General features: G+C 70.6%; 11 protein-coding genes and 3 tRNA genes. 8 read left to right on the top strand and 6 right to left on the bottom strand.

The window, feature by feature from the left end; genetic code table 11:
* The first annotated feature begins 30 nt into the window (after window positions 1–30).
* The 4 genes from O7627_RS00685 to O7627_RS00670 all read left to right on the top strand — a co-directional run bounded on the left by O7627_RS00685 (window position 31) and on the right by O7627_RS00670 (window position 1256).
* Window positions 31–846, top strand: a complete 816-nt coding sequence (locus O7627_RS00685; protein WP_278091552.1) for a polysaccharide deacetylase family protein — start codon at window positions 31–33, stop codon at window positions 844–846.
* Window positions 847–971: 125 nt separating this feature from the next.
* Window positions 972–1044 (top strand) — tRNA-Glu (locus O7627_RS00680).
* A gap of 28 nt (window positions 1045–1072) precedes the next feature.
* Window positions 1073–1146 (top strand) — tRNA-Asp (locus O7627_RS00675).
* A gap of 36 nt (window positions 1147–1182) precedes the next feature.
* A tRNA-Phe gene (locus O7627_RS00670) sits at window positions 1183–1256 on the top strand.
* Window positions 1257–1981: 725 nt separating this feature from the next.
* On the opposite strand, the gene O7627_RS00665 is transcribed toward O7627_RS00670, so the two are convergent.
* On the bottom strand, window positions 1982–2467 hold the full coding sequence (locus O7627_RS00665; protein ID WP_278091551.1) for a GNAT family N-acetyltransferase: 486 nt from the start codon (window positions 2465–2467) through the stop codon (window positions 1982–1984).
* An 84-nt stretch (window positions 2468–2551) separates the two neighbouring features.
* On the opposite strand from O7627_RS00665, the gene O7627_RS00660 reads away from it, so the two are divergent.
* From O7627_RS00660 to O7627_RS00645, 4 genes are all read left to right on the top strand, one after another.
* Entirely contained in the window at window positions 2552–3079 is a 528-nt protein-coding gene (locus O7627_RS00660) for a DUF6244 family protein (protein ID WP_278091550.1), read from the top strand.
* Window positions 3080–3159: 80 nt separating this feature from the next.
* The gene (locus O7627_RS00655) at window positions 3160–4251 is read left to right on the top strand and encodes a hypothetical protein (protein ID WP_278091549.1); all 1092 of its coding nucleotides are present in this window, start codon (window positions 3160–3162) and stop codon (window positions 4249–4251) included.
* Between the two features lie 202 nt (window positions 4252–4453).
* Entirely contained in the window at window positions 4454–4630 is a 177-nt protein-coding gene (locus O7627_RS00650) for a hypothetical protein (protein ID WP_278091548.1), read from the top strand.
* Window positions 4631–4794: 164 nt separating this feature from the next.
* Entirely contained in the window at window positions 4795–6189 is a 1395-nt protein-coding gene (locus O7627_RS00645; RefSeq protein ID WP_278091547.1) for an IS4 family transposase, read from the top strand.
* Window positions 6190–6311: 122 nt separating this feature from the next.
* On the opposite strand, the gene O7627_RS00640 is transcribed toward O7627_RS00645, so the two are convergent.
* From O7627_RS00640 to O7627_RS00620, 5 genes are all read right to left on the bottom strand, one after another.
* A complete protein-coding gene (locus tag O7627_RS00640; protein ID WP_278091546.1) occupies window positions 6312–7784 on the bottom strand; it encodes a glycosyltransferase family 39 protein in 1473 nt (490 codons plus the stop codon).
* Between the two features lie 221 nt (window positions 7785–8005).
* Window positions 8006–8734 (bottom strand): 3-oxoacyl-ACP reductase FabG, encoded by a 729-nt coding sequence (fabG, locus tag O7627_RS00635; protein ID WP_278091545.1) that lies wholly within the window; start codon window positions 8732–8734, stop codon window positions 8006–8008.
* A gap of 1 nt (window position 8735) precedes the next feature.
* On the bottom strand, window positions 8736–10247 hold the full coding sequence (locus O7627_RS00630; protein WP_278091544.1) for an aromatic amino acid ammonia-lyase: 1512 nt from the start codon (window positions 10245–10247) through the stop codon (window positions 8736–8738).
* Entirely contained in the window at window positions 10244–11401 is a 1158-nt protein-coding gene (locus O7627_RS00625) for a class I adenylate-forming enzyme family protein (RefSeq protein ID WP_278091543.1), read from the bottom strand. The genes O7627_RS00630 and O7627_RS00625 overlap by 4 nt, the downstream gene beginning before the upstream one ends.
* Window positions 11402–11454: 53 nt before the next feature.
* The gene (locus O7627_RS00620) at window positions 11455–11775 is read right to left on the bottom strand and encodes an acyl carrier protein (RefSeq protein WP_278091542.1); all 321 of its coding nucleotides are present in this window, start codon (window positions 11773–11775) and stop codon (window positions 11455–11457) included.
* Window positions 11776–11842 lie beyond the last annotated feature (67 nt).

Genomic DNA, 11842 nt, shown 5'->3' with positions numbered 1-11842 from the left:
CGCCGTCCCGATCCCCTCTCGGGAGTATGCATGCCGAAACGCCCCGCATTCGTCGGCGGCGTGGCCCTGCTGGTGATGCTGACCGGCGGGTACGCCACCACCGCCCTCCGATCCGACACCGACGCCCAGCCCTGGCTGACCCGACCGGCCGCCACCGTCCCGAACCTGCCGCCCGAGTCCGTACCGGCGGATCCGCCCGACGTCGCCGACCCGACGCCCGCTCCCGCCACCAAGCCCGCCCCCCGGGGGAAGGTCGGCCCGCACGGCACCCAGCGGCTCACCGGGAAGAAGCAGGTCGCCGTCACCTTCGACGACGGGCCGGACCCGCAGTGGACGCCCAAGGTGCTGGACTCGCTGCGGGCGGCCAAGGTCAAGGCGACCTTCTGCCTGGTCGGGTCGAAGGTACGCAGTCACCCCGCGCTCGTCGTCCGGATCGTCCGGGAGGGCCACTCGCTCTGCAACCACAGCTGGCAGCACGACCTCAAGCTCGGCGAGAAGCCGGAGCCGGAGATCGCCAGCGACCTGGCCCGGACCAACCGGCAGATCCAGCAGGCCGTTCCGGGAGCCGAGATCGACTGGTACCGGCAGCCCGGCGGGAAGTGGACGCCGGCGGTGATCAAGGTCGCCCGGGAGCAGGGGATGGCCGCCCTGCACTGGGACGTCGACCCGGCAGACTGGGAGAAACCGGGCGCGGCCGTGATCGCCAAGCGGGTCGCCAACCAGGCCCGGCCGGGCTCGATCGTGCTGCTGCACGACGGCGGCGGCGACCGCAGCGGCACCGTCGGCGCCTGCCCGGGGATGCTCCGTTCGCTGCGCGCCAAGTACGGCATCCTGCGGCTGAAGTGATCACCCCTGGCCAGGGTGATACCGGTTTGGCCGACCTGCCGGGCGTCACGTATGCTTTCGGAGCCTCCGGCGGGGCCGGTGGGAGCACTGCCGCATGATTCGCCATGTGCGATGATTGCGGAGCCGCCCTCATCGTCTAGTGGCCCAGGACGCCGCCCTTTCAAGGCGGTAGCACGGGTTCGAATCCCGTTGGGGGCACGACCGGCCCGGCCGGAAGCAAGAGCTAGGTCCTGTGGAGCAGTTGGAGTGCTCGCCGCCCTGTCAAGGCGGAGGTCGCGGGTTCAAGTCCCGTCAGGACCGCGGAAAGGCTGGGCAGGTAACATGAGCCGAGCACCCGGCCAGGTAGCTCAGTTGGTACGAGCGTCCGACTGAAAATCGGAAGGTCGGCGGTTCGACCCCGCCCCTGGCCACATAGCCTTTCGCCGGGCTACAGAGATCCCCACCAGCGGAAACGCGGTGGGGATCTTGCTATCTGCCAGCGTCTTGCATCAGTTGGTGACGATGGGAGCATGGCTCGGCAGATGAAACTGGAGACCGGCAACCGCCGCCCCGGGGAGGCCGGGTGAGCCAGCGCCCGCCGCGCCGGCGGGGCCGGTGCCCCGTCTGTAAGCGCATCGTAGCCCTCACGGCTGACGGAGAAGCTGCTCGGCACAACGGCACCATCCGCGCCTACGCCCCGCCCGAGGAGTGCCCCGGGGGTGGACAGCGCGCGGAAGCCACCGGGTCATGAGCCACACCGGGGCACTGAAGCGCCGGCCGGCGCGTCGCTGTTCGGCCTCCCGGTAGGCACAAATTCGCAGGACTGCGTTCCGATGACAGGGCTAACATCGCCGTCTCCACCGATCCCGCCCATGTCGAGGCGTGGTGCCATCGGGTTGGATCGGATGCGGTGATCGAGGCTCGACTCCAACTCGCCGACCTGATCGATCGCCGCTGGCCGTCTGGGACCGGTCCGAGGTTGAGGCGTGGATCAAGGAGTACCGGCCACCAGCGCCAGCAGCCCGAGGACCAACCATGGCGGTCGCATGCTCAAGATCGAAAGGACATTGAGCACGCAATCGCCGCCCAGAGCGTGCTGAATGTCCTTCCGATCTTGCTACCCCGCCAGCGCTGGCAGCCGGAGAACAGCGGCCGGTCAGAGTCGCTGGTACATGACGTGTAGGCCGACGAGGCCGTGGCGGGCGTGGTCGAATGCCTCGGGGACGGTGGCCAGGACCTCGAAGCCGAGTGATCGCCAGAGCGCGACGGCGGCGGTGTTCGTCTCGACGACCGCGTTGAACTGGATGCCGTGGTAGCCGTCGGCGCGCGCCGCGTCGACCACGTACCGGCCGAGCGCCCGGCCGACCCCGCGCCCCTGCCGCTGCGGGTCGACCATGAAGCTCGCGGTCGCGATGTGCGCGCCCCGACCCGGCCGGTTCGGCCCCATCTTGGCCGACCCCAGCACGGTCTCTCCGTCGACGGCCACCACCGTCCGACCGGGCGCCGGCTCCATCCACAGCCGCCGGGCCGCGTCCGAGGAGAGGCCATCCGGGTACGCGTACGTCTCGCCCTCCGCGACGATCCGCTCGAAGAACGGCCAGATGCGTGGCCAGTCGTCCCCGGTGGCGACCCTGATCTCCATGGCGACGACGGTACCCAGGACGGCGGCACCCGGCGGGCCGGGAGGTCCCACACCTGGGGCGGTCGGCTTGGCAGACTCGGCAGCGTGTCGGAACTGGAGAAGATCACGGGTGAACTGCGGGCGCTGCTGACCGGGGTCGAGCGGGCGCGGGGGCAGGCCGCCAGCGCGGACAACCAGGCCCAGGAGGCGGCGGTACGGGCGGCCGGCGCCGGCTTCGTCGCCGTGGCCGCCGGGCTGACAAGTGTCCGCAACGCGATCGCCGAGCTGCAGGGCCAGCTCGGCGGGCTGGCCGGCTCGCTCGGCGACGCGGCGAGAGCGACGGCGGCCGTACCCCATCAGGCCACCCCGCAGGAGACGATCGCCGGGCTGGCGCCGATCCAGAACAGTGTCGACGGCGCCCGGGACGCGACGGCCGGCGCCATCGCCAAGGTGGACGAGGCGCAGCGTCTGGTGGCCACCGTGCTGCAGGGCGGGCAGCCGGGGCCGATGCTCTCCGCCCTGAGCAGTGTCAAGGACGTCCTGATGCAGGTGACGCAGCGCACCGGCAGCACCCGGCAGCACGTCGAGGCGGCGATCGCCGAGGCCCGCCGGCTGGGTTCGACCGGAACCTGAGCCCGATCGGCGACCGCCATAAGCCGGCCAGGCTTTACCTGGTACGCGACAATGGTGGTCACGCCGAACAGGAAGGTCCAATGGAGGATCAGCAGGCATCGACGCAGGACCAGCAGCCGGCCGAGGACTATCAGGGTTTCACCGAACGCGGGATCTGTTACGACGTCGGCACCAGTTATGTGCCCGGCATGCTCTCCCGTGAGGTGCTCACCGACGAGATGATCCGCGACGAGCTGACGGTGATCCGGGACGAGTTGCACTGCAACGCGGTGAACCTGTTCGGGTCGGACCGGGACCGGTTGGTGCGGGCCGGCCGGATCGCCCGGGAGCTGGGCCTGCTGGTGTGGATCCAGCCACGACTGATCGACGCCGACCAGGCCACCACGATCGCCGGGGTGGCGGAGATGGCGGTGGCGGCCGAGGAGCTGCGCCGCCAGTACGGCGAGGTGAGCTTCAACGTCGGCTGCGAGCTGACGGTCTTCATGGCGGGCATCATCCCGGGCCGGGACTTCCTGCGCCGCGCCATGCGGTTGGGCTGGCTCTGGGTGCTGCTGCCCTGGTGGAACCTGCGGCTGAACGTGGTACTGGGCCGGCTGCGCAAGGTCGCCCGGGCCAACTTCGGTGGCCGGATCGGTTACGGCGCCGGGACGTGGGAGAGCGTCAACTGGAGCGACTTCGACGTGGTCGGTCTGAACTACTACCGCGACAAGTCCAACAAGTCGCGATATGTCAGTGACCTGCGCGGGTTCCACCGCTACCGGAAGCCGATCGTGATCGTCGAGTTCGGCTGCTGCCCGTACGAGGGGGCCGACCGGCTCGGCGGCGGGGGCGACCACATCGCAGACCTGGCCGAACCCCCGACGGGAGAGGCCAGCCGGCCCAAGCTGAAGCTGCGGCGCAACCCGCGCCGGGACGAACGGGTGCAGGCCGACTACCTGGCCGAGCTGGTCGGGATCTTCGAGGCCGAGCGGGTGTACGGCAGCTACGTCTTCGAGTTCATCGAGCCGCTCTACACGTATTCGACCGACCCGGCCGAGGATCTCGACAAGGCAAGCTTCGGGATCGTCCGGGCGCTGCCGGCTGCCGAGGGGGAGCCGCCAGCCTGGGAGCGCAAGGCAGCCTTCGCGGAGGTGGCCCGGCTCTACGGCCGGGTCCCGGATGCCCGGCGCTGAGCGCCGCGAAGACTGGGGCGACCCGGGTTGATCCGCTAGCATCGGTGCGGACTTCGACCGCTGGTCGGAGCGTACGCCAGCCGGCCGTCACTGTGGTCGGTCGTGGCCTTCTCGGCACCCGGGGACCGGGTGCGGCAACCAACGGCGGCGCCAGCCGCGCGACCGCATATGCGGTCGGCAGCCGATCTGAATGGAGTCCATTATGGAGAGTCTAAGCGCCAAGGGCTGGTCCACTCTGCTGATGACCGCGCTGCCGACCGGGGTCGGAATCGGCCTGCTCTTCCTGGACAGCGCGCTGCTCGGCGTGCTGGTCGGGTGGGGCCTGGTGGCCGCCTTCCTGATCGTCCACAGCCTGGTCCGCTTCCTGGCCAACCGGTAACAGACCGGTCCGGGGCAGCGCGTTGAGACGTTCTGATGTCGCTGGGGCGCAATGCCAGGAAGTTAAGGGTGTGTCACGTGCCTGAATAAGACGAAGCTCCTGTAGAACGTGGATCGACCAAGATCTAAATTCATACAGGAGCTTCGTTGTCCGGGGATTCTTCCATGGATGCGTTGCCGCGGCTTGGTGCGGGCGCCGCGTGGCAACACATCGGGCTGGGCGTGCTGTCACAGTCGGTGCCGCGAGAGCTCATCGATGAGGCGGTAGCGGCGACCGGAGTCACTCAGCGGCGGGTACGTCTGCTGCCGGCTCGGGTGGTGGTGTTGTTTGTGTTGGCGATGTGCCTGTTCAGTACGGACGGCTACCGGCAGGTGTGGCGGTTGCTGGTTTCGGGCTGGCCCGCGTTGGCCAGGATCACCCCTACCACCTCGGCGTTTTCTCAGGCCCGTCAGCGGTTGGGGGAGGCGCCTCTGAGATATCTGTTCGAGCGGGTGGCCGGGGCGCGGGGCGAGCCGGGCATGCCCGGCGTGTTCGTGGCCGGACGGCGGGTCGTGGCCTGGGACGGCACCAAGCTGCAGACGGCCGACAGTCCCGCCAATGAGGCCGCTTTTGGTCGTGATGCGGGTGGCGGTGGCAACACGGCGGGCTACCCACGGCTGTGGCTGTTGACGTTGATCGAGTGTGGCACGCATGCGGTCATCGGTGCGTCGTTCGGCCGCGAAGCGGAAATGGTCCAGGCCCGCGCCCTGCTTCCCCTGCTACGGGAAGACATGCTGCTCGTCGCTGACCGGAACTTTCACGGCTATGACCTGTGGCGGGCAGCGGAGGCCACCGGCGCAGGACTGCTCTGGCGGATGAAGTCCAACCGCCACCTGCCCGTGGTAAGGGCACTGCCAGATGGATCTTGGATATCAGTCATCAAACCCCCACCAGGGCGGCGGCGGGGCACCGAACCGGTCATCACCGTCCGGGTGATCGAGTACACCGTCACGGTCGCCACCACCAACCGACACGGCGTGACGGCATGCCGGACCGAGCGGTACCGGCTGGTCACCAACCTACTCTGCCCGCAGGACATCACCGCGGGACAGCTGATCGACTGCTACCACCAACGCTGGGAAACAGAGAACAGCTACCAGAACCTCAAGACCCACCAGCGAGGGTCGAAGGTCGTACTACGTTCCCACGATCCCACCGGTGTCCGGCAGGAGATGTGGGCTCATCTCATCGTCTACCAAGCGTTACGGGACCTGATCACCACGACCGCCGCCGAGCATCACCTCGACCCCGACCGACTACCGTTCCTGACCTGCCTACGCCTGGCACGTCGACACGTCATCAACACCGCGATCACCACCAGCCGGGACCTCACCAGCGCACTGATCACGGTCGCTGACGAACTCCTAGACGATCAGACCGGCCCACGCCGGTCACGCTCCAGCCCCCGAGCGGTCAAACGCCCTACCTCGCCCTACCGCGGCAAGAAACGAACCGAACCAGCATCAACCACAGCCACCTACACCACCAACCTCACCAAACCCGGCCCGGAAAGCACTTAACTTCCTGGCATTGCGCTGGGGCGACAACGAATCGTCTCAACGTCGGCGCTCCCGACAGTGACCGGACCGCGGGTCAGCGGATCACGGCCTGCCCACGATCACGTTTACTCACCCAGGTCGGGTCACAGGTCGCGGTAGGTGGGCCAGATCTGCGACCACGGGCGCTGGCGGTCGGCGCAGAGCCAGACGGTGTGCGTCACGCCGGGGCTGCGCACCGACGCCACCTGCTGAGCGGAGCCGAAGTGCTCCCGCAGCTCGCCGGGGTCGTCCCCGACGAAGAGCACCAGTCCGGAGTCGTCGGGGGGCGCGCCGAAGTAGGCGTACCCCCGGTTTGCGCTGTAGGTCGGGGGTAGGCCGCGGTCCGGGCCGAACCATTCCAGCGCGCTGGCCCGCCAGTAGTTGTCGGCGACCAGCACCGCGCCGGCCTGCTGTTCGGCCGGGAGCGCCCGGTAGGCGCCGGCCACCGTGTCGGCCAGCTCCGGCCAGCCGAGACTCCCCCGGGTCACCAGGTCGGCGTTGTCGGAATGCCAGCTCGCCGGCACCACGGGCAACGAGTTGAGGGCGAAGAGCATGGACAGCGCGTACACCGGACGGCTCGGGATCCAGCGCCACCAGCGGGCCGGGCGCCGCTCCTGCAACTCCACCGCCGCCACCGCCCACAGCAGCGGGAACACGCCGGCCAGGTAGTACGGCCGCCCGCCGGCGGCGAGAAACACGACCGCGAGCAGCAGGGTCGTCCAGCCCAGATAGCGGTAGTCGCGCAGCCGGTCGGCCCGCAGCAGCCGCCACTGTCCATAACAGAGTAGTACCGCGCCGACCAGTAGGCCGGCGGTGAGCAGCAGGCCCGGCAGGAAGAACAGCCGGCCGCTCTCGCCGCTCTCGGCGGCGATCACCTGGCCCATCCGCAGCTGCGGCCAGCCGTTGGTGGCCTGCCAGATCAGGCCCGGCACCGCCGAGACCGCCGCCAGGCCGGCGCCCAGCCAGAGCGCCGGGCGGCGCAGCGCGGCCCGCGGACCGACCGCGAGCAGGCAACCCACCGCCACCACGCAGAGCGCGACGATCAGGTACTTAGCCTGGAGGGTGACGGCGACCGCCGCGCCCACCCCGACCAGCAGCGGATCCCGGCGGGTCCGCGTCCAGCGCACCAGCAGCCAGGTCACAAGCGTCCAACCGAAGACGTCCACGGTGGCCGTGTAGAGCAGGTGCCCGGCCGACAGCAGAAAGCCCGAGGTGGGAAACGCCGCGGCCGCCAGCACCTGGGCCCGCCGCCCGCCGCCCAACTCCCGGGCGATGAGCGCGGTCAGCACGATGCCGAGCACCGTCAAGACCATCGACGGGGTACGCAACGCGAGCAGCGAACCGCCGGCCAGCTCGTCGGCGGCCCGGGCCAGCAGCGGCAGTAGCGGCGGCTGATCGGCGTACCCCCAGCTCAGCCGCTGCCCGGCGGCCAGAAAGTAGAGCTCGTCGCCGAAGTAGCCGTACCGGCCGCTGGTCAGCAGGAGCACGGCCCCCACCGCCGCACCGAGCGCCAGCACCGGCCAGCGGGCGAACGGCGGCAGATCGTCCGACGCGGCCGGCACCAGCGCGGCCGACACAGACCCAGCCGGCTCCGACGCGACCAGCCCCAGCGCGGCCGGCACGGGTGGGGCCGGCTCAGGCGCGGCCGGCTCAGGCGCGGCCGGCTCAGGCGCGGCCGGCTCGGGCGCGGCGGAGTCAGGTGGGGCCGCTTGGACCAGCTCGGGCGAGACCGATGTGGCCGGTGCGGGCGTGGCCGGCTCGGGGCGAGTGGTGTCGTCTGGAGGCGGCGCGGTGTGCATCAGTGGCCCATGCCGAGGCCACCGTCCACGGGGATCACCGCCCCGGTGATGTAGCCGGCGTCCTCGCTGGCCACGAAGCGCACCACCCGGGCGACCTCGTGCGGCACCGCAAAGCGCTTCAGCGGGATGATGGTCCTGGCGGTCTCCTGCCGCTTCGGGTCGAGCACCGCGGTCATGTCGGTCTCGATGTAGCCGGGCGCCACCACGTTCACGGTGATCGCGGCCGGACCCAGCTCCCGGGCCAGCGAGCGGGCGAACCCGATCATGCCCGCCTTGCTGGCCGCGTAGTTGGCCTGCCCGGCCGAGCCGAACATGCCCAGCACCGAGGAGATCAGCACCACCCGGCCGTACCGGGCCCGGAGCATGCCCCGGACCGCCCGCTTGGTCACCCGGTACGCCCCGGTCAGGTTGGTGTCCAGGACGGTGGTGAACTTCTCCTCGGGCATCATCGCCAGCAGCGTGTCCTGGGTGATGCCGGCGTTGGCGACCAGCACCTCGACCGGCCCCTGTTCGGCCTCCACCTTGCCGAACGCCTCGTCGACGTCGGCCCCGCTGGTCACGTCACAGCGCACCCCGAACAGCCCGGCCGGTGGCTCACCGGACCGGTAGGTGACGGCGACCCGGTCACCGACCCGGGCCAGCTCCCGGGCCACCGCCAGGCCGATGCCGCGGTTGCCTCCGGTCACCAGCACCGATCGGCTCGCTGCGCCCTCTGCGCCCGTCGACATCTCAGCGGTCCTCGTCGGCCAGCCGCTCGGCGGCGACGGCGACCATCAGGTCCCGGGCGCCGCGCACCTCGGCGGCCAGCGGACGGTCCCGCTCCAGCGGCGGCGAGAGCGCCGCCAACTCGGCCCAGAGGCCGGCTGCCTCGGCCGGCGCGCCGGTGATGGCCGCCCGCTGCGCGGTGGCCACCGCGAGCGAGCCGACCACCAGCCAGGCCAGGTCGGCCGCCTCGGCCACCGAGTTCGCCCCGTTCAGGGCCATCGGTACGTGGTCCTGGTTGCCGCCGTTGGTCGGCAGCGCGGTCAGCGAGGCGGGATAGGCGAGCTGCCGGATCCGGGAGACGAACGAGGTGGCGCTGAGCTGCACGCCGGCCAGTCCGCTGCCGGCACCCGGCCGGGGGGTCAGCATCGGCGGCACCCCACCGTTGTAGGTCGGGTCGCAGAGCAGCGCGAGTTGCCGTTCGGCCAGGAAGGCCACCTGCTGCAGGCAGAGGCCGAGCTGGTCGGAGCAGAGGCCGACCGGCATCGCGTGGAAGTTCCCGCCGTGCAGCAGCTCGCCTTCGAAGCAGATCGGGTTGTCGGTGCAGCCGGTCGCCTCGCGTACCAGGATCTCCTCGGCGGCGTTGAGCTGGTCGAGCACCGCGCCCAGCACCTGCGGGGCGCAGCGCAGGCTGTACGGCTCCTGCAGCGGCCGGCTCGGGTCGCGCTCCATCCCGGCGGGCAGGTCGTCGCGGATCCAGCGGGCGACGGTGAGCTGCCCGACCTGGCCGCGGGCCTGGCCGATGCCGTGGTGGTACGCCTCCGGGTTGGAGCCGAGCAGCCGGGCGATCCGGGCGGTGAGGATGGCGACCGCGCGGGTCAGCCGCAGCACCGACCGGTGGTTGAGGATGGTGACGGCGAGCCCGACGCTGGTGCCGTTGACGAAGGCCAGCGCCTCCCGGGCCGGCCAGACGATCGGCTCGGAGCCCAGCGCGGCAAGCGCCTGGCCGGCGGGGCGGGTGTCCCAGCGACCGTCGTCACCGCGTACCCAGGCTTCGCCGTTGCCGGCGTGGGCCAGCGCCGCGTGGGCCAGCGGTTGCAGGTCACCGCTCGCGCTCACCGTCCCGTCGCGCGGGATGGCCGGGGTGAAGCCCGCGTTCCAGAGGTCCGCCAGGACCTGCCAGAACTCCGGGGACACGGCCGAGTAGCCCTGGCGCATGCTGTTCAGCCGCAGCCACACCACCAGCCGGCAGGCGTCGGGGTCGAGCGGGCGGCCCTGGGCGGAACCGAGGTGGGCGATCAGGCCGCTGCCCTGTTCGACGGCGGAGTCGGACGCGGCGAACGCCACCAGCGGCCCGAAGCCGTGGGTGATGCCGTAGACCGGGGAGTCCGCCGCCAGCACCTTCGCCAGGACGGCGGCGCTGGCCTGCATCCGGACGGTGTCGTCGTAGCTGCACTCGTCGACGCGTCCGTCCCAGCCGGAGCTCCGGAGCACGTCGGCGAGCCGTTCCCTGCGCTGGTCTGTCACGAAGAGGGTCACGAGTCTGCTCCCGTTCCGGAGGTGAGCGGTGGTTGGAGCCGGCGCAGCTTGCCCGTCTCGGATCGGTCGATCCGGTCGACGAGGTGCACCTGTCGGGGCCGCACCTCGAGCTGTGAGACGGCCGTGTGTACCTCGGTCATGGTCAGCGGCTGTCCGGGTTCCGGCACCACCAGCAGGTCCAGGTGCTCGCCGCTGGTGGCGTCGGTGACCGGGAGGAAGGCCAGGTCGGCGCAGCGCAGCCTGGTCCGCAGGGACTCCTGGAGCAGGTCCAGGTTGATCCGCCGGCCGTTGACCTTCACCAGTCGGGACCGCCGTCCCGCGAACCGGTACCGGCGTTCGTCGATCGGCTCGACGAAGTCGTCGAGTTGCCAGGTGGCCGGCGCCTCGGCGCCGGGCCGGTGGGCCAGCCGGGGACTGCGGATCACCAGCGGCACCTCGGTGTCCCCATCCTCGCCGTCCGGATCAGGCGTCGTCACCAGGTCGACGTCGGCGAAGAGCTGCCAGGGCGGGTCCGAGCTGTCCCACTCGCGGGTGGCCACCCCGCCGGCCTCGGTGGAGCCGAAGATCTCGACGATGCGGGCCTGGCCCGGGTCGAGTTCGGCCAGCAGGTCGCCGGCCGACGCGGGCACCATGGCGGAGCTGTGCAGGATGCTGACCCGGTCGGCCGCCCGGACCCAGGGCAGGTGCCGGCTCAGGATCGAGAACGTCCACGGCACCGCCACCACCGCCCAGCGGTCCAGCCGGACGGTGCTGCCGTCCGGGTCGACCAGTTCCTGGGGCGGCATCGCACCGAAGTACCTGGGGCGATACCAGACCGGCAGCCCGAGCCGGGCCGGCACCAGGACGCTGGCGAGCATCCCGTAGACGTGCCGGGGCGGCGCGAACGACACGACCGCGGTCGGCCGGTCGTCGGCCAGCAGGTCGGCCAGCAGGCCGGCCTCGGCCCACAACTGCTCCCGGGTACGCCGCCAGCACTGGCTGGGTCCGGTGCTGCCCGAGGTCCAGAAGTCCATTGTGGCCGGCAGGGTGTCAAGTACCAGTCGCTCGACGTCCGTGGCGAGATCCCAGCGGACCAGCCACGGTTGATCCGTGGTCTCGTCCGCCGTGGAGCCGGCCGAAAGGAGATCGAAGCCCGTCAACTCTTTGTACGTCACGAGGCCCTCAGTCCCGACAATTGTCCCGCGCGGATCGGACGGGGGTTGTTAAATCAATTCTGCGAGCTCGCCTGGCTGGCCAGGAGCAGGAGGTCCCCTACCGTGACCGCGCCCGCCAACGACTCCTCGGGAATGTCACCCGAGGTGCTTTCCTCAAGCGCGAAGACGACCGCGACGATGGCCAGCGAATCGAGGCCGAGGTCTTCCACGAGCGATTTCTCCGGGCTCACCTCGGCGGCCGGTACCCCGGCCACGCGCTCGATGATTTCGGACAGCTGGGAGAGTTGTTCGGGATCCACACCGGAGGTGGTGGTCATATCAGCGGACATTCGATTCTCCCGCGTCGCCAGGGTGCCGGCAGCTACGGCCAGCACATTAACTACGGTATGGCCATTCAACAAGCCACCCAGCAAGAATGCGCAGCTCATTGGTTGTCCCGCC

This window comes from Solwaraspora sp. WMMD1047 (assembly GCF_029626155.1).
Taxonomy (GTDB): Bacteria; Actinomycetota; Actinomycetes; order Mycobacteriales; family Micromonosporaceae; genus WMMD1047.
This window is presented reverse-complemented; position numbering and strand designations above follow the sequence as displayed.

What these genes read in the sequence shown, in the direction of transcription:
- O7627_RS00685 (WP_278091552.1), top strand. Translation starts at nt 31, where the DNA reads ATGCCGAAACGCCCCGCATTCGTCGGCGGCGTGGCCCTGCTGGTGATG.
- O7627_RS00665 (WP_278091551.1), bottom strand. Translation starts at nt 2,467, where the DNA reads ATGGAGATCAGGGTCGCCACCGGGGACGACTGGCCACGCATCTGGCCG.
- O7627_RS00655 (WP_278091549.1), top strand. Translation starts at nt 3,160, where the DNA reads ATGGAGGATCAGCAGGCATCGACGCAGGACCAGCAGCCGGCCGAGGAC.
- O7627_RS00650 (WP_278091548.1), top strand. Translation starts at nt 4,454, where the DNA reads ATGGAGAGTCTAAGCGCCAAGGGCTGGTCCACTCTGCTGATGACCGCG.
- O7627_RS00645 (WP_278091547.1), top strand. Translation starts at nt 4,795, where the DNA reads ATGGATGCGTTGCCGCGGCTTGGTGCGGGCGCCGCGTGGCAACACATC.
- fabG (WP_278091545.1), bottom strand. Translation starts at nt 8,734, where the DNA reads ATGTCGACGGGCGCAGAGGGCGCAGCGAGCCGATCGGTGCTGGTGACC.